Source organism: Chryseobacterium lactis, assembly GCF_003815875.1.
GTDB lineage: Bacteria > Bacteroidota > Bacteroidia > Flavobacteriales > Weeksellaceae > Chryseobacterium > Chryseobacterium lactis.
Genome location: NZ_CP033924.1, coordinates 4,461,880 through 4,483,836 on the forward strand (window position 1 = coordinate 4,461,880; position 21,957 = coordinate 4,483,836).

Annotated in this window: 32 protein-coding genes; 21 read left to right on the forward strand and 11 right to left on the reverse strand. The window is 37.3% G+C overall.

From position 1 onward, the window contains the following. The first annotated feature begins 1 nt into the window (after position 1). The 10 genes from EG342_RS19870 to EG342_RS19920 all read left to right on the forward strand — a co-directional run bounded on the left by EG342_RS19870 (position 2) and on the right by EG342_RS19920 (position 7,632). Complete coding sequence (locus EG342_RS19870) at positions 2–877, forward strand: DUF4238 domain-containing protein (protein ID WP_028069047.1); 876 nt, start codon at positions 2–4, stop codon at positions 875–877. A gap of 673 nt (positions 878–1,550) precedes the next feature. After that, a complete protein-coding gene (locus tag EG342_RS19875; protein WP_028069046.1) occupies positions 1,551–1,943 on the forward strand; it encodes a single-stranded DNA-binding protein in 393 nt (130 codons plus the stop codon). Positions 1,944–1,987: 44 nt separating this feature from the next. Continuing rightward, positions 1,988–3,061, forward strand: a complete 1,074-nt coding sequence (locus EG342_RS19880; protein WP_028069045.1) for a DUF932 domain-containing protein — start codon at positions 1,988–1,990, stop codon at positions 3,059–3,061. 52 nt (positions 3,062–3,113) lie between these two features. Continuing rightward, the gene (locus EG342_RS25525; protein ID WP_232048717.1) at positions 3,114–3,497 is read left to right on the forward strand and encodes a hypothetical protein; all 384 of its coding nucleotides are present in this window, start codon (positions 3,114–3,116) and stop codon (positions 3,495–3,497) included. A 16-nt stretch (positions 3,498–3,513) separates the two neighbouring features. After that, positions 3,514–3,852, forward strand: a complete 339-nt coding sequence (locus EG342_RS19890) for a hypothetical protein (protein ID WP_028069043.1) — start codon at positions 3,514–3,516, stop codon at positions 3,850–3,852. A 221-nt stretch (positions 3,853–4,073) separates the two neighbouring features. Further along, positions 4,074–4,673, forward strand: a complete 600-nt coding sequence (locus tag EG342_RS19900) for a PRTRC system protein E (protein ID WP_028069041.1) — start codon at positions 4,074–4,076, stop codon at positions 4,671–4,673. Between the two features lie 26 nt (positions 4,674–4,699). Further along, positions 4,700–4,918, forward strand: a complete 219-nt coding sequence (locus EG342_RS19905; protein WP_002978317.1) for a PRTRC system protein C — start codon at positions 4,700–4,702, stop codon at positions 4,916–4,918. A 17-nt stretch (positions 4,919–4,935) separates the two neighbouring features. Continuing rightward, on the forward strand, positions 4,936–6,090 hold the full coding sequence (locus tag EG342_RS19910; protein ID WP_028069040.1) for a hypothetical protein: 1,155 nt from the start codon (positions 4,936–4,938) through the stop codon (positions 6,088–6,090). A 10-nt stretch (positions 6,091–6,100) separates the two neighbouring features. After that, positions 6,101–6,826 carry a PRTRC system protein B gene (locus tag EG342_RS19915; protein ID WP_028069039.1) on the forward strand — a complete coding sequence of 242 codons (726 nt, stop codon included), beginning with the start codon at positions 6,101–6,103 and terminating at the stop codon, positions 6,824–6,826. Next, a complete protein-coding gene (locus EG342_RS19920) occupies positions 6,826–7,632 on the forward strand; it encodes a PRTRC system ThiF family protein (protein WP_028069038.1) in 807 nt (268 codons plus the stop codon). Before EG342_RS19915 ends, EG342_RS19920 begins: the two co-directional genes overlap by 1 nt. 362 nt (positions 7,633–7,994) lie before the next feature. On the opposite strand, the gene EG342_RS19925 is transcribed toward EG342_RS19920, so the two are convergent. Then, complete coding sequence (locus EG342_RS19925) at positions 7,995–8,372, reverse strand: Fur family transcriptional regulator (RefSeq protein WP_028069037.1); 378 nt, start codon at positions 8,370–8,372, stop codon at positions 7,995–7,997. Between the two features lie 274 nt (positions 8,373–8,646). On the opposite strand from EG342_RS19925, the gene EG342_RS19930 reads away from it, so the two are divergent. The 9 genes from EG342_RS19930 (at position 8,647) to EG342_RS19970 (ending at position 14,516) form a co-directional block, all read left to right on the forward strand. Next, positions 8,647–9,246, forward strand: a complete 600-nt coding sequence (locus tag EG342_RS19930; RefSeq protein WP_028069036.1) for a class I SAM-dependent methyltransferase — start codon at positions 8,647–8,649, stop codon at positions 9,244–9,246. 176 nt (positions 9,247–9,422) lie between these two features. After that, positions 9,423–9,749: a hypothetical protein gene (locus EG342_RS19935; RefSeq protein ID WP_028069035.1), complete on the forward strand. Its 327-nt coding sequence runs from the start codon at positions 9,423–9,425 to the stop codon at positions 9,747–9,749. A 91-nt stretch (positions 9,750–9,840) separates the two neighbouring features. Beyond that, a complete protein-coding gene (locus EG342_RS19940; protein ID WP_103292770.1) occupies positions 9,841–10,377 on the forward strand; it encodes a hypothetical protein in 537 nt (178 codons plus the stop codon). Next, a complete protein-coding gene (locus EG342_RS19945; protein ID WP_103292771.1) occupies positions 10,356–11,123 on the forward strand; it encodes a sensor histidine kinase in 768 nt (255 codons plus the stop codon). Before EG342_RS19940 ends, EG342_RS19945 begins: the two co-directional genes overlap by 22 nt. Beyond that, complete coding sequence (locus EG342_RS19950) at positions 11,123–11,785, forward strand: response regulator transcription factor (protein WP_028069032.1); 663 nt, start codon at positions 11,123–11,125, stop codon at positions 11,783–11,785. Before EG342_RS19945 ends, EG342_RS19950 begins: the two co-directional genes overlap by 1 nt. Positions 11,786–11,895: 110 nt before the next feature. Continuing rightward, positions 11,896–12,570: a hypothetical protein gene (locus EG342_RS19955; protein ID WP_037532502.1), complete on the forward strand. Its 675-nt coding sequence runs from the start codon at positions 11,896–11,898 to the stop codon at positions 12,568–12,570. An 84-nt stretch (positions 12,571–12,654) separates the two neighbouring features. Further along, positions 12,655–13,230 carry a hypothetical protein gene (locus EG342_RS19960; RefSeq protein WP_103292772.1) on the forward strand — a complete coding sequence of 192 codons (576 nt, stop codon included), beginning with the start codon at positions 12,655–12,657 and terminating at the stop codon, positions 13,228–13,230. 186 nt (positions 13,231–13,416) lie between these two features. After that, positions 13,417–14,022, forward strand: coding sequence for a hypothetical protein (locus tag EG342_RS19965; RefSeq protein WP_123868140.1), 606 nt, complete (start codon positions 13,417–13,419; stop codon positions 14,020–14,022). After that, the gene (locus EG342_RS19970; RefSeq protein ID WP_028069029.1) at positions 14,019–14,516 is read left to right on the forward strand and encodes a hypothetical protein; all 498 of its coding nucleotides are present in this window, start codon (positions 14,019–14,021) and stop codon (positions 14,514–14,516) included. The genes EG342_RS19965 and EG342_RS19970 overlap by 4 nt, the downstream gene beginning before the upstream one ends. A 232-nt stretch (positions 14,517–14,748) precedes the next feature. Here EG342_RS19970 and EG342_RS19975 read toward each other — a convergent pair whose 3' ends face one another. The 8 genes from EG342_RS19975 to EG342_RS20010 all read right to left on the reverse strand — a co-directional run bounded on the left by EG342_RS19975 (position 14,749) and on the right by EG342_RS20010 (position 19,346). Then, positions 14,749–15,192 carry a response regulator gene (locus EG342_RS19975; RefSeq protein WP_051606603.1) on the reverse strand — a complete coding sequence of 148 codons (444 nt, stop codon included), beginning with the start codon at positions 15,190–15,192 and terminating at the stop codon, positions 14,749–14,751. Beyond that, a complete protein-coding gene (locus EG342_RS19980) occupies positions 15,189–15,446 on the reverse strand; it encodes a hypothetical protein (protein ID WP_103292773.1) in 258 nt (85 codons plus the stop codon). The genes EG342_RS19975 and EG342_RS19980 overlap by 4 nt, the downstream gene beginning before the upstream one ends. Before the next feature lie 267 nt (positions 15,447–15,713). After that, positions 15,714–16,013: a helix-turn-helix domain-containing protein gene (locus EG342_RS19985; RefSeq protein WP_028069027.1), complete on the reverse strand. Its 300-nt coding sequence runs from the start codon at positions 16,011–16,013 to the stop codon at positions 15,714–15,716. Then, a complete protein-coding gene (locus tag EG342_RS19990; protein WP_028069026.1) occupies positions 15,994–16,305 on the reverse strand; it encodes a helix-turn-helix domain-containing protein in 312 nt (103 codons plus the stop codon). The genes EG342_RS19985 and EG342_RS19990 overlap by 20 nt, the downstream gene beginning before the upstream one ends. Before the next feature lie 164 nt (positions 16,306–16,469). Continuing rightward, positions 16,470–17,438, reverse strand: coding sequence for an arsenic resistance protein (locus tag EG342_RS19995; RefSeq protein ID WP_028069025.1), 969 nt, complete (start codon positions 17,436–17,438; stop codon positions 16,470–16,472). 245 nt (positions 17,439–17,683) lie between these two features. Further along, on the reverse strand, positions 17,684–18,226 hold the full coding sequence (locus EG342_RS20000; RefSeq protein ID WP_103292774.1) for a dihydrofolate reductase family protein: 543 nt from the start codon (positions 18,224–18,226) through the stop codon (positions 17,684–17,686). A 65-nt stretch (positions 18,227–18,291) separates the two neighbouring features. Then, positions 18,292–19,029: a helix-turn-helix transcriptional regulator gene (locus EG342_RS20005; RefSeq protein ID WP_028069023.1), complete on the reverse strand. Its 738-nt coding sequence runs from the start codon at positions 19,027–19,029 to the stop codon at positions 18,292–18,294. A 38-nt stretch (positions 19,030–19,067) separates the two neighbouring features. Then, positions 19,068–19,346 carry a hypothetical protein gene (locus EG342_RS20010; protein ID WP_028069022.1) on the reverse strand — a complete coding sequence of 93 codons (279 nt, stop codon included), beginning with the start codon at positions 19,344–19,346 and terminating at the stop codon, positions 19,068–19,070. Positions 19,347–20,085: 739 nt separating this feature from the next. Here EG342_RS20010 and EG342_RS20015 point away from each other — a divergent pair. After that, entirely contained in the window at positions 20,086–20,292 is a 207-nt protein-coding gene (locus EG342_RS20015) for a helix-turn-helix transcriptional regulator (protein ID WP_028069020.1), read from the forward strand. A gap of 17 nt (positions 20,293–20,309) precedes the next feature. Further along, entirely contained in the window at positions 20,310–20,801 is a 492-nt protein-coding gene (locus tag EG342_RS20020; RefSeq protein WP_028069019.1) for a hypothetical protein, read from the forward strand. 127 nt (positions 20,802–20,928) lie between these two features. Here the strand turns inward: EG342_RS20020 and EG342_RS20025 are convergent, their stop codons facing one another. Together EG342_RS20025 and EG342_RS20030 are read right to left on the reverse strand one after the other, a co-directional pair. Then, positions 20,929–21,378 carry a DUF3872 domain-containing protein gene (locus EG342_RS20025; RefSeq protein WP_103292775.1) on the reverse strand — a complete coding sequence of 150 codons (450 nt, stop codon included), beginning with the start codon at positions 21,376–21,378 and terminating at the stop codon, positions 20,929–20,931. 11 nt (positions 21,379–21,389) lie between these two features. Then, positions 21,390–21,950, reverse strand: a complete 561-nt coding sequence (locus tag EG342_RS20030) for a conjugal transfer protein TraO (protein WP_028069017.1) — start codon at positions 21,948–21,950, stop codon at positions 21,390–21,392. Positions 21,951–21,957 lie beyond the last annotated feature (7 nt).

Sequence of the window (21,957 nt, forward strand, 5' to 3'; positions counted from 1 at the left end):
TATGGGTATTTCCAAGAGACATCACTATATCCCGCAATTCCTCATAAAGCGATTTGCTGACAAAGACAATATGCTTTATCTCTACGACAAGGAGAAACAGGCTTTTGCAAAAGAAAAAAGAAGTCCCAAATCTGTCTTTTTCGAAATGAACAGAAATACCTGGTACTTTGAAGGAACGCCTAATGACAACATGGAAAAACTCTATGCCGAACTTGATGAGAAATTTTCAAAAGATATAGTAGAAATATCACGTACAGGCATTATTACTGAAGAGGCGTTAACATCCATATTGGTCATGGCATCATCCATGAAATGGCGATTACCATCAAATGATGATCTCTTTGATGCCAAACATAAAGAATACCCTTATGATAAACTCCCTATCAACATTGTAATCAAAAGGGAGGATGGTTCCGACCACAAGGAAGCATTGGAATATCTAATGAACTCAGAATTATTTAAACAAACAAAAAAATTGATCTTTCCCTTTCTTCCTTTCTATGACAACCTTAACATCAGTAAAGAAAAATTACTGCAGGTACACCGCAATAGTTATGTAAATACCAATCCCAACATCAAATCAATTCTTGGCGATGCCCCATTGATAGAAAGCGACACTAATAATCTTGAAGATTTTGGCAATTTCATATTACCACTTAGTAGCAGCGAAACATTTATTTGCAATGATTCGCAGACAAAACGTGTTCAGAATATTGCATTCTATCTTAATAAGGATTTAGCAATGTTCCATCAGGCTAAAAAATATGTCGTAAGTAATGATATAGAGTATCTTAAGCAGATTATAGATGCTTATTCCCAGCTTCAAGCTAATGGGCAGGTAGAAATAATATCCCGCTACTTGTTTCGGTTAGCCTAAGTAGCACAATCATAACATTTAAAGGCGGACAGTTCTGATCCGTCTTTTTTTATGAACATACTTATTACTTAAAGCACATTCACTTCTACGGAACACTCCTATTGCCATGAAGAAGCTTTGAAAGAACGTATCGATCAATCAAAAAAATCTTTACTTCTATCCCCAACAACATTTTCCATTACCGTTTAGGTAGCTTCCTAGACCAAAATACTTCTAAACAGCAAAAGGTCTTTAAAAAATTCTGTTACCTAAAAATGCAGATTTTGTAATCACTTAGACCATTTCCCAATGCCTTTTCCATAGGCTTCCACAGTGCTTTTTATTCAAGAACCGGTATGCTGGTTTTGTCCCATTTCAAGAGCAAAGGTATGATCGTGTTCTTAACCCAGAAACAAGGTCATGGCCCTTGGGTTTGACAAAAAATCTCCACCCATGCGGGTTGTATTTGTTTGACAAAACCTTGTTTCTGCTAAACACTAACCTTTTATGCTCGTGAAACGAAACAAAGCATACTCCGGCTCTTTAGACGAATAAAAAAAATGTCAGTAATGGAAAAATACAGCATTGGAAATGGTAACAGAGTGAAACGAAACTTCAGCACCTCCTCTCATTACCGAATAAATCTAAAAAAAACAAATCAGAACAAATTTCATAACGCAAAAAAGTAGAAATCATGAACATCACAGGAAGACTGACAAAGGATGCGGATGTACGCACAACGTCACAGGACAGACAAGTAGTAAACTTTTCGATAGCGACAAACGACAGCTACCGAAACAAACAGGGCGAGCGCATAGAGCAAACGACCTATTTCGACTGCTCCTATTGGATAAGCCCGAAAGTAGCCAAGATACTAACCAAAGGCACTTTGGTGGAACTCACAGGCAGGGTAAGTGCAAGAGCGTGGACAGGCAATGACGGCGAAGCACACGCAGGACTGAATTTCCATACCTCAAACATCAAACTGCACGGAGGTAGCAAGAAATCAGAAACCGTACAAGCTACTGCACAAACGGCAGGTAACAGTACAGCGGGACAAGGCACAGAGGATGATCTCCCATTTTAACAACAAGTATTCAATCATTTTTTAACATCAAAATTTTAAGCATCATGGCACATAATATCAATTTCAACGAGAGAACAGGACGTTATTCATTCTTTAGCGTACAACAAAAAGCGTGGCACGGTTTGGGGCAAATTGTAGAACAATACCCAACAAGCGAGGAAGCTATCAAGTATGCAGGGTTAGATTATGAAGTCGTAAAATCCCCACTGTTTACCAAAGGTTCGGGTATTATCGAAACTTCGGGCGGTATCGAGATAGGCAGTAGCGAATTGGAAGTACCTAACTATTTCGCCAACATACGCGCAGATAACAATGCAGTATTGGGCGTAGTGGGTAAAGATTACCATATCGTACAGAACCGTGAAGCCTTTAATTTCTTTGATGCCATTGTAGGCGGTGGCGAGGGAATTTTATACGAAACCGCAGGAGCGTTAGGCAACGGAGAACGCATTTTTATCACAGCCAAACTGCCCGACTATATCCGTGTAGGCAATGGCGATGATGTAACGGAAAAGTACATTTTCCTAACCACTTCGCACGATGGTAGCGGAAGTATTACAGCCGCATTTACTCCTATCAGGATTGTATGCCAAAATACGCTGAATGCCTCCTTACGTAGTATGACCAACGTAGTCCGTATAAAACATACTTCGGGAGCAAAACAACGTATTGAGAACGCTCACAAGATTATGGGACTTGCCAACACGTTGAGCAACCAATTAGAGGGCATTTTCAACGAGTGGACAAAAGTAAAAGTATCAGACCGAGAAGTAAAAAAGCTAATCCAATTGGCACTTTGCCCCAACAAGGAAACACTTGACCTACTCAAAAAAGGTGCAGAGGATGAAGTATCGACCGTATTTAAAAATGTGGTTGATGATGCTTTTAGCTATGCGATGATAAGCGACACACAACAAATGGACACGACCAAAGGTACATTGTTCGGAGCGTACAACGCTGTGACAGGCTACTATCAGAACGTAAGAAACTACAAGAACGATGAAGCCAAGCTACAGAGTATTGTATTGGGTGGTACTGCTCAACTCAAATCACAGAAAGCATTTGAATTGTGCACCGCATTTGCTTTGAACGGTGCGGAAATCCTAAATCTTAACTAAGTAACCACAGGCTACCGCCTTAATCGGTGGTAGCCTACTATAAACAACAGCTATGACAAAGGAAACCTATAAAGCAACGCTGAAACACGACACAGGCACGGTAACGCTGACAGTGGTATCACTAAGTGGAAAACAGGGAGCTATACAGCAGATAAAAACCGCAGAGGGTTGCCCCGAATGTGCCATTGCAGATATAGTGCAGATTGATAAAAATACAATACAGGATGAAATGAAAGCAAAGACGATAGAGGAAGCCAAAAGTTTGGCCAAAGGCAAGAGCCTTGAAAAGCAATACAAAGCTGAAGCGATATACATCATCTATTGCAACAGAACCAAGTATTTCTATATAGATACCGACAGCCTTATACGGCTATGGGAACAGCTGATAGGTTACTATGAAAATGGAACTTATACCGCTGAGAAATCACAGTCATAACCTTAAAGCAAATGCAATGGAAACTAAAGTAATAGCTACAAAGTTTGTTCGCCACGATGTTCCCGAATTGAAATCCCTGCAAAATGCAAAAGTCTATCTATTGAGGGAAAAATTAAATAAAGGCGAAAAGATGAACAGAGCCGAAAAGAATTGGCTTGCCGAAGCCGTAAACAGAAATGCTTTTTTTAAAAGAGCCATTCCCTTGCAAGGTTATCGGTTCGGGTTTGAAGATGTGCTAAAAACCTATGTGGTAAAACAGTTCGGCAATTGGGCAGAATACAATGCTCCCGATAAAACGAGCCTTAGAAGCATTGTTTACGGCAGGATTGACCAGATAGCAGAAATCAGTAAATAACAATCAGACCAGTAATGAAAATAACAGATTTACACGGTTGCGAAATTGAAGTAACCGACCTAAGGGAAGCTATCAAGACAGCTAAAAGGAACACAGGCTACAGTCACGTGGACAAAAGTTTCTCAGAGTTCGATAAAAGGCAAAAAGCCTATTGGACGGACATACACGAGAAATTGACAGCAATAAAAAAACGAATAGCAAACAATTAAAATTTCAGAACGATGAACAGCAATTTTTTCAATCAGATACAGCAGTTGGACTTTACAGGAGTATTGCAACTGAACATTTCCAAAGGAGCAGAAAACAACCTTATCGTATCGGTTCTGCTCAACAACGAGCAGTGCGGAGATAACGCCAAAAACCTAATTCCCCCATTGACATTTAACGCCACGCCCCAGGAGTTTGACGAGGGATTTTTTCAGCAGATATCAGCACCTATCCAAACCATTTCGGGTGTAATGGTCGATATGGATAAATTCCTTAAACAAATGGAAATAGTAAAGCAGCAATCGGCAATGGAAAAAGAAAAAACCGAGAAGGCGAAAAAGGAAAAGGAAGCCAAAGACAAGAAGTTTAAAGACGGAATGGCAAAGGCTGACGAATTGGAGAAAGAGGGCAAATTCCGTGAAGCGTGGATGAAAGTTCCCGATATAGCGGAGTTTCCCGAAAAAGCAGACGAGATACGCAAACGTAAAACATCATTGTCCGACAAGTTTGCCACACCAAACCTTTTCGGAGCAATGGAAGAAGCAACACCCGAACCGCCACAGGTGGCAGAAGTTATAGCCGATTATCCTATAGATGAAACAGACGAAGAATAAAGTGTAAATCCCAAAATCGAAAAGTCATGTTATTAGCAACGCAATTAGAACGAGTTTTTATACTCAAAGATAAAGGACAGGACATCAGACTGACCGACCCCGAACCACGTTGGAGCGTGGAAGCCGTAATGAATTTTTACGCCAATATGTACCCGATACTCACAACCGCAAAAGCATCTGCACCACAGATAAAAGATGATGCGGTAGAATACAAATTTGAGAGCGTAATGGGAACGAAAGGTTGAACCAAATATTTAAAGCAATGAACTATGCACAAACATATCCTATCGGGAACTATCACAATACCCGAACAGCAACGACAACGGCAATTGCACCGTCAGTTAAACGAGTTCGCCAATTGGATGCAAAAGCCAAAAGATGCAAGCGAAGTACGGAAAGACAAACGCAAATCAGTACCGACAGCAATGTTGCCAATGGTTTTCTAAACTGCACGTTTCTACCTAAACTGAAAGAAACAAAAACCGTACAGGCTTGCAGGAAATCGGATAAAACGGAAAGGGATTTTTTTCAGTCCCTTTCCAAACTTGCCGAGCATTACCAAATTGAACCTATGCACAGTAAACAATTTTCATATCCCTACAATATGGCATTGGCAATGTCGGATATGGAAGAAAAACTAAAACAAAAGGTATTGGATTGGGAAGAAATCCGTTTAGTACAGGACAGTAAGAAAACCTATTTTGTAAGTGAAGAACGCTACAATACGGGAGCAACACTATTTTATATTCCCGTTGCTTCCCTATACCGAATGTTGCACAATCCCAAACGAAAAACAAACGCTCACTTACTATTGTCCGTTTGTGCCTATCTCTATCATATAGCCGATATTCCTTATTATAGACAGGAAGCAAGCTATCTGTATTGGATGTATGAAATGATGAACGATTGGGTTGAACAGGACGACTATACTGACGAAACGGAGGTTTATCTTTCGGAAATCAAACAAGCCGAATACATCGGGGATTATATGGAACAGCGGATTTATAACCGCATTAATCTGACCGTATTTGAACAGCGTATAAATGGGTTTAAAGTTAAAGATGATATTGACGGAGAATGTTTGAGCGTAGCAAAAGAAGCCTTTGCCCTCTATCAGACCTACCCGAATGAAAACGTATTCCGCAATGCCAAACCTAACGGAGAAGCATCAGAGGAAGATATGGAAAACATTATCGGAATGGAAAAATACATATCCTTCTACGCAGACCACAAAGGTTGGCTAAATGAAACGCTCATAGAATCGGTTAACAACGAAATACAGGAATATGGACAAATGGAAGAACCCATTATCCAAAAACAGTTTGACGGCAGGGATATAACTACCAATAACCTTTGTTTTGAAAACCGATTGTTTGAACTACTGCACAAGCTAAGTGATATTTTACACACCTTTTAAAATTGGAATTATGGAAACGGTAAATGATATAACAAAGGATTTTGGCACATTGTACCATCCAAAATCCGCTTTGGTATTCTACGAAACCAAAGGAAACAATACCGATGTATATGTAGAGCATTTTGATATGGATAAAAACGGCAATCCTATCAACGCCCACCCATTGACAGTAAGGGAAGCTAGTGTATTGGCAAAGGCACTCAACACCGAACAGGAAAAGAACAGAGCCTTTCTGAAATCAAACGGAATATTGCCTACCAACATTCTGCACATCAATCCCAATGCAAATAAGGGAGCGGTAATTTGGTACAGCAAAGCACAGCAACGGCAATTGTATTTTGTGGATAGTCTGCACATTCCAAGCGGAAAAGCACAAGTACCGCCAATGCTTTGGAAAGCGAGTAAAAACAGTTTGAGTGTGTTTGCCCTTGCAAGCGATCGAAGACCAACAGAAAAAACAACGCTGTATCATACACCATATTTCAATATATACGAAGACGGTAAAGTCTGTATGGGAACGGTAAGTGTAGATATTAAAAAATCCGCTTCGGTGGAAGAATTTATACAGGCTTGGGAATACTATTTTTTCAATTCCTATTTCAGCCATTTATTAGGTAACCACAATCCGATAAAAGGAAATTGCGTAGACCTTTGGAAAGACCTTATTAACACAGATAAAAATTTTCCAAAAGAAGTATTGAAAACAAATAACAAAACCCTCAAAAATCTATTATAATGGAAACAGTAAAAACAGCAGTCCATTTTACGGACAACTATTTGATAAGTCCTACCAACCCGATAGAAGTCAATTTGATTGGTGCAGGTGGCACAGGCTCAAAGGTGCTGACCGCCTTAATGGAAATGGGCCATAGCCTAACGGAATTGGGACACGCAGGTTTACAGGTGCGTTTATGGGACGATGATATTATTACGGAAGCCAATTTGGGAAGACAGCGATTTGCCCCAAGTGAAACAGGATTGTACAAATCAGTAGCCTTGATAAACCGTGTCAATCGGTTTATGGGAACAAATTGGAAAGCCGAAACCCAAAAGTTTGAACATAATGTGTTGGGTAGATTGCCCGAAAATGCAAAGGCAACGATATACATTACTTGTGTAGATAATGTACAGGCAAGATTTGACATTGCCGAAATGCTCAAAGCTATGAGCAAACGCAGAACCAACCGTGATGAGCCTAAGTATTGGTTAGACTTTGGTAACAGCCAACAGACAGGACAAGTCATCCTATCCACTATCGGAGAGATTAAACAACCCAACTCCGAGAAATACGAAACCGTGGCAAGCCTGCCAATGGTTACGGATGAATTTGGCGAGTTGCTCAAGACATCCGAACAGTCGGACGATACGCCAAGTTGCAGTTTAGCAGAAGCATTAGAAAAGCAGGATTTGTATATCAATGCGACATTGGCTCAAATGGGTTGCTCATTACTTTGGTCTATGTTCCGTTATGGAATGACCGAAAACAGGGGGTTCTTTCTTAATCTGAAGAATTTTCATACCCAACCCCTAAAAGTCGCCTGACCCGAAAAGTCGGGCGGCAAAAAGACACTCCCTCCCGATGGTCGGGGCAGCCTTTTTGCATCTAAGCGGTGCAACCACTTTGCCAAAATGTACCACTCCGCATATTCCTTTCTTTGCATTTTAGCAAATAGGTTGTTACGTCTTTAATGGGATATTTATTATCCCTTCATTGTTTTAGCAGACTTCTTTTCTTTCTACACGGCGACCAAAGAAAAGAAGCAAAAGAACGCCGCCTGATTAGGGGTCATTTTTGCCATACTATCTGTGTAACGATGGGCTTAATTATAAAATGTACTGGTTTATAAACATACAGAAGCAGTAAGACATCAATCTTCAATGAAAGCAACTTTATTAACGCTTTGCTACAAAGAACAATCTTTACATGTTCCCATAAGTATGCAGTTCACACTTTCTATACGGTAGCCAGCATCTAAAGGTAGATTGACTGGCATAGCCAGGCACTCTATAGTCTGGCATTTTGAGCATTGGAAATGAAAATGATTATCTGTAAACTTATTCTCATCGAATTTCATACGTGCAGCAAAATATTGCTTTCCGTCTTCGGCTACAATTCTGTGTGCTAAGCCGTCTTCGCAAAAGCGGTTAAGGACCCTGTAAATTGTAGCCCGGTCTATTTCGACATCTATTTTCTGCTCAATTGCTTCACGACTCAGGGCTTTTCCGGCACTAACCAATAAATCAAGTACGGCATGTTTTGAGGGTGTATTTCTACGATTCATTTCTGATATTTTCAATAGCAAATTTAATGCAAATAAATCGCATTAAATTATTGCAATGGTGTCGCAACAATTGAAATCTTTCTTACATTTACCTAAAATAGAGTTTTCGAAGCAATATCATTTTGGCAAAAATCCACAACGCTAAATTGCTTGACTACTTCCTGCTTATATCAGATGCAAAAATGTAGGCAGTAATATGGCTGAAACTTTAGAAACATGTTTCTTAAAGATACAAGTTTACACTTTGTTATTATGATTTTTATAAGGCAACAATATGAAAGAATTTTGGGAAGAAAATTTCATCGAAAAACAGGCTATATGGGGCTTTCAGCCTGCTGACTCAGCTATACGCTCAAAAGACTTCTTTCTAGCAAATGGCTTGAGGAATATTCTTATTCCTGGCATTGGTTACGGAAGAAACGCACAGGTATTCGTAAGCAGCGGAATGGATGTAACAGGCATCGAAATCTCTAAAGCGGCCATTGAACTTGCGAGAAAACATTATGGGACGAAAATGACCATTCATCATGGCTCTGTAACAGATATGCCTTTTGATACCAACGAATATGACGGAATATTTTGCTATGCCTTAATTCATTTGCTTGATGGTAAGGAAAGATCAAAGCTTATTGCTGATTGCTATAAACAATTAGCTAAAAACGGCTATATGGTTTTTACAGCCATCACAAAGGAGGCAATAACTTACGGACAAGGAAAGGAAATTGGTAAAGATCGCTTCGAAATGTTTGGTGATCTTAAAATGTTTTTTTACGATCGAGAAACTGTAGAAGAAGAATTCGGGAATTTCGGTCTATTTGAAATAGCGGAAGTAAACGAAAAATACCCATTTTATATGATAAAATGCCGCAAGTAAAATGAGTTAACCGACTCCCATAAAAATATATAAGGACTGCAAATTATCAAATACAGCGACCTTCTACAGCTAAAAAAGCGAACATACAGGATTCTAAAAGCTTGGATAATATAGGTAATTTACCTATTGTTTTTTACTCTACTTAAAAAGAACTTTGTTATTTAAAATATAGGAAAATGACGATAAATGAAAATACAGGTAGGGTAATTTCTTTAGAAGAAGCAATGTCATACACGGCAACATTTCAAAAAAACAACCCAGATTCCATTAAAGCATTCTTTATTGGATCAGAAAAAGTTAACATGATCCTGCAACAAGAAAACTGTATTGGCATACGGGTATACAACGGGTACAATGAAACGTTAGACAAAAATAATCTTGTTTTAGTTGGTGTCGATAAAAAAGGGGAAGATATTTCGGAAGGAATTATTTTGGAAGATTTGTTTCCCTGTCCTCCCCATTGCTCAAAACTAAGCCCGTTAATTGATCCTGATTTTGTATGATGCTCTTACATACATAGCGCTATTATCTGGAGTATTGCCGTTATCAATACTTGTCATTAGATACAAGTCCGTTTTAGTAAAAGGGCATATTATGCCATTTATCTACCTCACAGCTACTGCAACGGCTTATGAGTTTTTCTGCTCACTTTTATTGAATGTAAATAGTTCGTATTGGTCACAAGCTTATTCTCTTTTCGAATTGTGTACAATTTATTATTTCTATAATAAGACATTCCAAAGAAAATATAAAAGCCTCTTCATTCTTTCTTTTGTCGTTTTGGTTGTTACTTACTGCGTCTCTGCCTTTTTTTGGACTTCGACCAATAGTCTGCTGGCAAAGGCTATCAATAAACTACCGATTACAGTATTCGTACTTGGCTTTTCATTTATGTGGGTGAAGGATCTTTTTGGGGAAATGGCTATTGATGCGCCTCAAAACTCCTCTACTTTTTATTTTATAACAGGGCTATCAATGTACTACTCAATAACATTTTTACTTTTCCTGTTTGGCTACTATATAGCAAATAGCAGTGATTACTTCTATGATTTTTGGGTGATCAATATTATAGCAACGATAATTTTAAGAATCTGTTTAACTGTTGGTGTATGGAAAATGAAACCGAATTGAAAATACTTTTTTATATAGGAACCGCAGTAATGGCACTATCTGTATTAGCTGTTATACTCCTTATCGTTGCATACAGAAGCAAGATCAATTATGTGAATCGTAGAGAATCCGAAAGCCTGTTGCGCAGCTCTCTGGAGTCGGAAAAAAGAGAACGAAAACGAATTGCTTCAGATCTGCACGACAGTATCAGTGGGGATCTAAGTGCGATCCAGAATTACATAACCATACTTCATAATAAGGAAAAGGACACTTTTAAAAAATCAATATTCCTGGAGATTGAGACAGCCTTAGGAAATGTATTAGAAAATGTTCAGGATATAAGCTATAACCTAATGCCTCCGATGTTGGAATCTTTAGGCCTTATTTCTACACTAAGAAGCTACTTTTCAAGAATAAGAAAATGGAATAATGTAACAATTTATGAAGAATGTGTTGTAGAAAATGTGTACGTCCCTTCTTCGAAAGCCTATGAACTATATCGTATAATTCAAGAACTCATTAATAATATGATCAGGCATGGGAAGTCCAGCAGAATTGATTTTACCGTCAATAGGGCTGATAAATGGATCGTTTTTGAAATTTCCGATAATGGTACTGCTTTTGATTTTTATAAAAGTGTAAAAGAACCAAATGGAATGGGTCTTAAAAACATAACTTCAAGGATGAGGCATATCGGTGCAAATCTGACTCAGCTGGATACAGATACAGGCAACAAATTACAAATTCATATAGAAAACGAAAAATAATGCTACAAATTGCAATAGTGGATGATCATACACTTTTTAGGAAAAGTTTGGCTCTCTTAATTAATAGTTTTTCTGAAATGGTTGTGGTTATCGAAGCTTCGAACGGCGTAGAGCTACTCGATAAACTTAACAGTAAGCCTGTCGATATCATACTCCTGGATCTGCAAATGCCAGAAATGGATGGTTTTGAAACGTGTAGAAAAGTGAAGCAATTGTATCCCAGCATCAAAATTTTGGTACTTACTCTTATGAATGAGATCGATACTATTCGAAACGTTGTAAACATGGGAGTACAAGGATATTTTACAAAAAATACCCCGCCCAAAGAGCTGGAAGATGTTATTTGGAAATTGGAAGACAATGGATTCTATTTTGAAAAGAGCCTCACTTCGGTAATAAATGAAATACTTGCAAATCCCGATAGTAAGATCTATGAACAAAATGTTCAATTCACTGATCGTGAACTTGAAATTATCTTATTAACTGCTCAGGGAATGAAAGCTAAGGAAATTGCTGAAACTTTATTCATTAGTACTAAGACGGTAAACGCACACAAACAAAACATTCAGCATAAATACAATTTCGAAAATATCATGTCTGCCATATTATACTGCGTCCACCATAACATCATTGATTTAAAATCAATTGCCTCGAATAAATAGTTATTTTACCTATTGTACAGGATTTCAGGGTGCGCTAATTTTGAAATAGATCATTCGGTAGCTACAATGATGAATAATTATGATTATTTAATTTCTAAAATTTAAGTATTATGGCTACAACCTCAATTTTAAGCAATCCCTACAATCAAGTTGGGCAAATGCACAACGACGGAATGCAATTTGTTATCGGCAATATTAATCCGTCTTCCACCATAGAACAGATTGTTCAGTCTTGCGCATCGTATGTTCAAAAATTGTCAGACAATTCCAGTTCTGAGGCATACGTAAATTGGAACGCATTCATCTCGGAATCAATTAACAGAACTGAAAAATTGCAGTTGTCCGGTATGATCGACTGGTTACAGCAAAAAGATTTAATTACAAAAGAAGGGATAGATTTTATAAACTCCATTAATGATTTATCAGACGATCTATCGTTAAGCGAAGTAGTAAGTAAGATCGACAGCATTGAAAATGATATTCTATCGAGTAAGATGAGTGTCGAACAACAATCCTATCCTCTTCTTTATGCAGCTGTTGCAAAATACAGTGCCCAATATGGTGAACTACAGGAAACGAGTTCTAACTCAAAATGGAAAGAGATCAAAACTGCAAGAAAGTTTAGCTGGCCCTGGAAAAAAGATGCTGAAGGAGCAATAAGCGGAGCAATTGGTGGTGCTATCGGCGGAATAGGTGGCGGCTTGGCTGGTGTAGGCATAGGGGCATTACTGGGAGCTATCGGTGGTGGGCTCGGATCTTCAATAGCAGCGATTTTTATCAAATAATAACTGTTGAATTTAAATCTTAAAAAGCTAACTTAAGTAAGGCAGTTGTTAAAAATTGCCTTACTGTTCAAATATATTGAAAATATGTTATCGAGAATTTTGTTTGTGCTTCTGTTAAACCCTTTGCTATTATTCTCTCAAACAAAGGCTGGTGGAAATTGCATTGAGAGTATCAAGCTTTACACAAGCTTTAAGAACTATGAAAATAACCAAGCTAACGATAGCATCTGTCTTTCGGGTAAATCTAAAAAGTTCAGCATTTTCTATAATAAATTGGTATTGAAAGATGGACAAAATAAACGTAAATATGCACATGGAAGTTTATGGGGATATCAAAAAGGCAATGATTTATTTCGTTATTTCGACAAAACTACCACTTTTGGTACGTACGGGTATCACAAAATTATAGATACAGCAGGGCTCATCATATATTCCAAAAAGGAATCAGGTGGTTACCGGATGTCTTCAACGTATAAACTGTATTTCTACAGTAAGGATTTGAATTCGCCTTTAAAAAAGTTAACGATAAAGAATTTGGAAGCCGACTTTCCTAATCCTGAGTTTATTGCCGAATTGAAAAAATTGAAAAAGCTTTCGGTTACACAGGCCGACTCTAACCTGAAGATTAACGATATCTACAACAAATTTTACAAACATTAATTTCATGCATCTTGCTTGAGCTTAGTATAACTAGGTGACTCCCTTAATATTATTAGAACTTGCTAGGAGCTGTTGGTAAAGCATTGGTCAGTTAAATAGCAGCGGTATTTTCCAGAGAAAAAAGTGTTAATTATTTGCACATGTCAATTCGATTAATTGACTTATGCTTTTATAAATAAATATTTTATGTCATTATTATTTAGATTTTTATTAGTACTGAGTCCTGCATTTATTTTTGCTCAAGGACATGTAAAAGAAATTGATTGTGTAAATAATATTAAGCTTTACAAATCGTATGAAGACTATTCAAAAGGAAAAGTTCTTGATAGTGCGTGTCTATCAAAACAAGGAAATGAACTTGAAAAATATTGGGGGAGAATAGTACTCAAAAAAGAAAAAGAAAAGAAAAAATATAGCCATGGCAGTTTATGGGGATATCAAATAGGAGAGACTTTATATAGATATTCTGACGACGGCAAAACTTTTAAAATTGTATATGGTTACTCCGAATTAGTTGATTCAGATGGATTGTTCATTTATATCTTTCGGGAAGGTTATAACTATGGCATTAGGGGAACATACAAAATTCACTACCAATATAGTAAAGACTTAGAATCTCCAATAAAAGAGCTAACCATTAGTAATCTTGCAAAGGATATACAGAATGCAGATTTTATTGCTGATGTTAAAGCAACTGTTGAGGATTTATCAAAAAACAAAAGTAGCTCGATAAAACAAACTGCAATTAGTGAATTCAACACAAAATACAGAACGCACTTTCCAAAAAAATGAATTTCACATATCAAAAAAAGATGGTTAAATATATTTTGGCACTTATAATCTTGTTTATTTCTCCAATGTTTTTGCAAGCTCAAATACCAGGAGTTTATAAGTACCATATACCGCATAAAAATAAATCTCTTACAAATAATCTATACAGACAAGGTGTTTTACCAAAAGATGCCTTTCCTAATAAGATTATAGAATGGGAAAAAAAACAATTTCTCTTAGTTCAAAAATCTAAAAAAAGTGTTATAAGGGCTTTTAAAATACTGGAAGAAAGGGAAGAATTTTACATTTTATGTAGTGAGGATGTTGATATTTGTTACTGCAAATCAAGTAGTTTTATTTATTACAAACCTAGCTATAAGCTTCAAAGAATTCAAAAGGCTTTTAGCTTTTCACTGAAGCGAAACTTAATTGCAAGACTTCATCAATTCAATATTCCTGTTCCATCAAATTACGAGGATTTGAAATTTTGTGAGCTTTTGAAACAATTAAAGTAGACAAAAAGGTGTCACATTTCTGTCGTTATGCGAGTAGTAAGAAAGATCGAAAACATCTAAAATGATATTCCATCGGTGCAATTAGAGGTTCCTTTGGTGGTATTGATGGATGTAATTGGATAAGGCTTCAAAAACTAGTGTACCTGATGATACAACGAGTGGCTGCCTTAAGAGCTAATAATATTTACAATAAATATATCGGAAATACCTAAATCACTACTGCCTGATCACTTCAATGAACATCCCTAAAATACTGCTCTGCCATTTCCTTTACTCCCGGACTAAAGTATCTACCACCACTATAAAGTACTTGAAGAGCTGCTCTCAATTCATCAGGATCTGCACCTTTTAAAATATATCCATCAATACCTGATTGCAACATCCTTGAAACATCACTCTCATCATCATTAATACTAAAACCTAATATTTTTATCATTGGATACTTTTCCTTGATAAACTTAGCGGTTTCGATACCATTCATCACCGGCATATTCACATCAAGGATACATACATCCGGCATTATATCACATTTTTCCATTTTTGCTAAAGCTACTTTTCCATTTTCGGCTTCAAATATGGTCTGGAAACCAAAGCTTTCAAGACACTTACAAAGTTCACCCCTAAGCAGATCATGATCGTCGATTAGAGCGACCCTGATGATTTGTACTATACTCATTTTGTCTTCCTTTTGGATTTTAAAGATACATGTGGTTCAGGTTGTTGTTTGCTGGTAATCCCGTCATCAACTGCGATATCTCTTACACCGTTAGCTATTAACCAATCACCAAAATTGGTAATATCAGGAGGCTTAAAGCGGATAATGTCGCCATTTTGGAGAGAAATGATAAAAATATCGATGCAGAGGCTAAATGCTGATAACTGTGGGGCAGCATAATTAAAATCGGGGTAAAAAATATCCTTTTTGTCCATAATCTCAATGTTTTGTGTGTAGAGCATGGCACAAAAAGAGGCGCAGGCAACCACACTTAACGCACATTGAGGTACTGGTATACCCGACAACGAATAAGCGAGCGCCCACGCCTATAGCATGAGCGTTCTTCCTTATCGTCCCGTTGTCTAAAAATTACCAGTTTTCAATGTGGGACTTAAAGCAAAAACACTTTAAGATTTTTCTAAATGTTGCCGCAAAGATACAAAAATCGTTCCTAAATGGAAGGTTATTTGGGACAATAATGGTTATTGTCGATCGGTTTTAGTGGAAATATAATTTTGCTCCAGTATGTGTAGAATATCGGTTTCCTTATAGATAATCTTGCCTCCAATCTGTATAAATGGTAGGATATTATCATCACGATACTGCTGTAACGTACGTTTGCTAATATGTAACAGCTTGCACATGTCTTCGCCCGAAAGGTATATTTCCCCGTTCATTACCGGACGGTAATTTTTCAATATACTTTCGATATGGTTTTTTAGCTGTATTATCATTTCCTGATAGGCAACGATTTCTTCTTTGTCATTCGTCAATAAATCCATTATCGGCGGTATTGTACGGCTGCCCGGCTTCAAGCAAAGCCTGCACATCCGAGCGTTTATAATAATTCTTACGGTTCAGTCTGGAATAAGGCAATAAGCCCTTGTTTTTATACGTCTGCAAAGTCCGTTTGGTAATGTTCATCATCAGGCATACTTCCTGGTGATCGAGCCATTGTTCTTCTGCGAAAATTGGTGTGTATCTTTTCGTGGCATTTTTGGTCAGTTCCAAAAGTGCCTTCAGCTCATTTTTCATTCCCTCCAGTGTGGATTTTTGTATTGCGATAACTTCCATAGTTTGCTCATTTTTGCTGTGGAAGTCGAATTTATAAAGGCTTAGTGCTGCATTGGGGAATGTTGCAGGGTTTGGCGTTGAGAGGCAGTGTTTGGCGTTTGATAATCAGATTAGGTTCCACCGAGGGCCCACTTACGGAATTGTTATTTAGTACGTTTTAAAAGCTAATTGTCTTTTGCTTTTGTTAAGAGAGGAATTGCTTTTATATAAAGCAGTTCAAAGAAAATTTCAACAATTGTCTGCGTTACAATAACCACGGCAACCAATTGATTTTCGGGAGCAGGTAAAGCTAGTGCCAACGGCAATACTACCAATGAATTTCGTGTACTTGTTGAAAATGAAATAGCTCTAGATCCATAAAAATTAACCCTGAATATTTTGGCTGATAATTTCCCGATAAATGGGGCAATTATCGCAAATGCTACATAAATCGGAACAACTTTTAAAATTGGTTCGGGGTTGTTATACAATACGCCGATTTGAGAAGCAATAACCACAAAAAAGGTCAAAGCCATCAAAGGAACAGGCAACCAGCCTGAAAAATCCAAAATTGCTTTTCCGGATTTGCTGTTTGACTTCGATAATACTTGTGTTATGATAGAAAGCAGAAATGGAATGACAATTAAGTGAAGAAATGCTTTTACAAACGGGGTTATTTCAATGATCCCTATTGTCTCTTTACCAAGAAATATCCATAAGTAAAGAGGTAATAATAACATTTGAAGAATAAACAGCAACGGAGTGGAAGCCAAAACAGCTTTAGAATTTCCTTTTCCCAAATGCGAAAAGACAATGACATAATCGATGCAGGGAGTTAGCAGCACTAAGAGTATTCCAAGCGTTATTATTGACGTTGTTGGAAAAATCCTTATTAAAATCCAAACCAATAAAGGGATCAGCAAGAAGTTTCCAAACAATATAGCCTTAAAAAAAGAACGGTCTTTTAGCGCTTGCTTCAACTGTAAAAACGGAATTTGGCAAAACATACTGTATAGCAAAATCCCAATTACTGGTTCAATGGCTTTTTCAAGTATGTTAGTCTCCTTCCAATATAGCCCGACAAAAACACTAATTATTAGCGTGATAAAATATATGCCGATTTGTTTTTCTTCAAGCGTTTCTCTTTTAATCATTTAAAGTCCAAGTTCTGAAATAAAAAAGTATTTTGCCCCGTTGCGCTTAACAATTCTAGCCAGGGTTCAACTGGAACGCCACTAACAGAGATTGACAAAGTTAAAAAAATCGAAACACTCCTTTCTATTTTAATGAACCTGTAAACTCGAACAATAGTTGAACTGTTGGTACTATTGAGACGAAAAAGCCCCAAAAATCAGGGCTGTGTTTATTATTTCAAAAATGACTATTAATGGCTCCTTGTTTATTCAGGTTCGTAAGTAAGTTCAACAACTCCCGATTTAAAAATGTTGGTATTGATTAGTTTCAATCCGATGCGGCCTTTCAAATCTTCAAACAATGGTTTCCCACTTCCCAAAACAACCGGATGTACCGATATTTTGTAGATATCAATAAGTCCCAGATTAATAAACGTCTTTATGAGATTTGCTCCTTCGTAAAGCCAAATATCTTTACCGCCCTGCTGTTTAAGCTCAGCTACTTTATCTGCTATGCCTGAAGTGACGAAAGTAGCATTCTGATCTCTTCTATCGTGGTGCGAGAAAACAAATTTATTTTTTGAATGTATTCCATTCCACATTGTTTTTTCCGCTGGACTTATACTTTCATCAGGCTGATAATTGCCCCAGGCATCATAACTAACCCTGCCATAAAACATCGTGTCTATGCTTTCTATAAAGGCATTAAAATTCATGTCATCATCCATAATGCACCAATCAATTTCGCCGTTTGCTCCTTCTATAAACCCATCTAAGCTAACTGCTAAATTTAAGATCACTTTTTTCATATCAAACTATTTTTAGCAAAATTAGAAATTGGTCTATACTCATACTTTGGAAAAATGCGACAAAATTAAAGTTGGGAAGGGAAAACACCGGTGTTTCTTTTTATTTCATTGGCAAGGTGCGAATGGTCATAAAAGCCACACTCAAAGGCAATATCCAATAAACTTTGCTCATTGGAAGAACTTTTAATCAGGGCAAAGGCATTTTGAAAACGTACGATATTTGAATACGCTTTCGGGGTAATTCCAATATATGTTTTAAAATTCCGTTCTAACCATCTTACCGTTACGAAGTTTCTTTTAGCAAGATGGTCTATACTCAATTGACCGTTTGATCTATGAATATCCGCAATCACCGACTGAAGTAAGCCATTATGGGTGGTTTGTAGCCTGTTGACAAAAAAACTGTTAAGATAATCGGCTGGATTTCTAATAAGTTTTTCAATGCTAAATGAATTTGACTTTTCAAACTGAACCGTCTTGCCAGTCAGTTCGTTTAGTGCCGCAAAGCTGTAGAAATTTGAGAAAGACGCAGGTTTAAGGCATACCCCAAACAAATGGGTACCTTCTTCAATAAAACTGTCTTTGAAGGAAGTCATCGTTCCCACAGCATACGTTTTACCGAAATCCATACGAAGCACCCCGTTGTCGGTGATACATTCATTTCCTAAATTGATGACCAACCCCGGACATCCGTCGGGGAAATTCCGTTCCCATTGGCTATCGGTTTCGTCGCCCTTTAATTCCCAAAAAGAATGGATATACGGTTCTAATGCTATGGTAGGTTTTAATTCTCTATATTTCATTATCCTGTGGTTGGTAGTTTTTAAAGCTACTGGATTGCTTATCGTAATTGTTCCGTTTTCACTTGCGGCTGCTGTTTTTCCTTATCTTTTTTCTCACGAGAATAAACCCATAACGACAATAATCCAAAGACAATCAAAGCATAAGCTACCCATTTACCAACCCGTTCAATCAATTTAATGAAAACCGAACTTTCGTAAGAGGAAAAGCCTTCTGCGCCCATCGGCCCACGCCTGTAAAATTTTCTCCGGTTAATCCAATAGCGAAGTCCCAAGCCTGCAACCAAAAATATGATACCAATAACCAATGATGCGACCATAACAAAAACACTTTAAATCTATCTTTTAAATTTACAAAAATTATAGCTTCGAGGTGCCTTAAAAAAGAAATCCTGCTTTTGGGCAGGACTTCTTCTATTCACTAATCATTACTATTAAACTGAAAATTCATATGTTTTTCATTCCCAAAGCTGTCTGAAATCTAAATCTCAATGTTTGTCACAGCAGTCGTTTAAGTGTGCTAGAGATGGCTAATCCTTTTGTAATAGGTACAAATCGTACGATTGGTTACATATCGATTTACCTATAACTGAAAATAGGAAAATTAAAAAAAAATGTCGTATATAGTTTACATTTAGTAACGATTTATTATCTTTATGATAATTTTATAAGACCTAGTATGAAAAATGGAATGCATATTAAAAGTATATTTTGGGCCTTGATTTTTTCTGTTAGCTTCGCAGTTGGTGTGTATTGCCTGTCCAAATATTCGTTACCAATACCGCTAGCACTGCTAATTATTGTGTTTAATTCGCTTTTGTTCGGGGTATATACCTTCAAAAGTATACGAAGCATAAGCTCTTTGGATGAAGTACAAATCAGAATTCAATTGGAAGCCGTATCTGTTGCATTTTTTATGTCGTTGCTTTTGGTAATGATTTTAGGAATGGTAGGATTAGTTAAAAACTTGGGATTAGATAACATAAGTTACTTGTACATATTTCCTTTGTTCTTCTTTTTCTATTTCATTGGCTTTTTCATTTCAAAACGCAAATACAGATGAAAAATACGATAAAAGTTGAGCGAGCAAAGAAAAATTGGACACAAGCAGATTTAGCAGAAAAAATTGGCATATCAAGACAAGCGATGAACTCGATTGAAACCAGCAAGTTCGTTCCCTCCACTCTTTTAGCTTTAAAATTGGCCCATGCATTTGGGACACCGGTAGAAGAAATTTTTCAATTAGAAGATACCGATTTCAAATAACTCAACATAATATAGCTATGAATGCACATTCAACTGACAAAAAAACCTTTCAACTGACTGAAAACGGTCAGCGTTTAGGAGAAATAAGTTACGAAAATCTATTCTTTCTTAAAGCAGAAATCAATCTTGTAAATACCGAAAAATATAAAGTAGCACCTGTTGGATTTTTTGGAACAAGTATTTCTGTAACCCAAAACGAAACACCGATTGCAAGTTTGTCATTAAGCTGGAATGGGAAGATTATCATTACATTTCAAGACGGACAAGAATTTGTCTTAAAACTGAACGATATTTTTTCCGACAAATACACCATTGAAAACAAAGACAAAGAAAAGCTCATTGAAATTAAGTCAAAATTCAATTGGAGAGCGTTTCAATACACTCATGACATCTCGTATAACGTTGAATATCAAAATAAACCAGAGGAAATGCTACTCGTAATGCTTGGCATATATTCTGTAAACTATTTTATAGCGACTATGTCAGGAGCAAACGCTGGCATAATGTAAGTAATAACAAACGGCTAACACAGTATTGTTTAGAGGGCGCGTTGCAAAATTGAAAGTTTTTCCCGCCGAAAACTAAAAAGCAAAAACCGACTTTAAAAGCCGGTTTTCATCTTCATTTGTTTGGTTGTCAATCACTACTATTAAACTGAAAATTTATCTGTTTTTCATTCCCAAAACTGTCTGAAATCCAAACATCAAAGGACTGTGATACGGCAGATGTTGAAGTGTAATATAACCGAAACTGCTCCTTTGGTAATTGGTAAAGGTCATTGGGCAGATAAGGCGGTTCATCGTAGTATTGTAACATTCCCTGACCATCAAACTGGAAATAACGTAGGTAATATTGCGTGTTGCTATAATTGCCAGTACGTTTTATGGTCATACGTATTTCTACCGTCTGTCCATTGGGAACGTCTTTTGGCACAGGCATCACATTTACCTCAAAAGGGAAATCGTTCTGTATTTCGAGTTCGTCATCTTTGCTGCAAGATACCAATGTTACCGAGGCTGTGAGGATTGCCAACAGTATATATAATGGCATTAGCCCTGTTCTGAATTTATTGAATATTGCTATCATTGTTTCACGTTTTAAAAGTTAAACCTTAATCCCACACCTGCAGAGGGGCGAAACTGCTGTAAATCCGTACCCCATAAGACTTTTGTGCGTCCTTGCAGGACTAATACAAAACGGTCTGACAGGTACGTTTCAAAGGTGAGACGACCACCTGCACCATAAATGAAATTGTCCTCGCTCAATATTTTCGCACCATCATACAACATTGCTTTTCCCCGGTTAATGGTTTCGTAACCGACCACGCCCGTTATCCCTAAATTCAGCGTGATGTTCTTTCGGGCATCGCCCAACAAAAAGAAACTATAGCCGCCTTCAGCGGAGTACGTTTCTTGTGGTATACGCACATCTTTATAATTGTGGTATTGATGGGAATATTCAAACGCCCAGAGCTGGTAGTTACCGTTCTTTCCGTTTACGGTCATTGCAGCACTGATGTAATAATCATTGCCGATTTTATCATTGGATAATACGCCTGCACTTATTTCCAATCCTTTCTGCTTTGGCAGCATCCTTTGCGCCTGTGCAGCCGTGATGCCTATCATAACAAGCAGCACACTATAGATATACTTTTTCATATTCTTG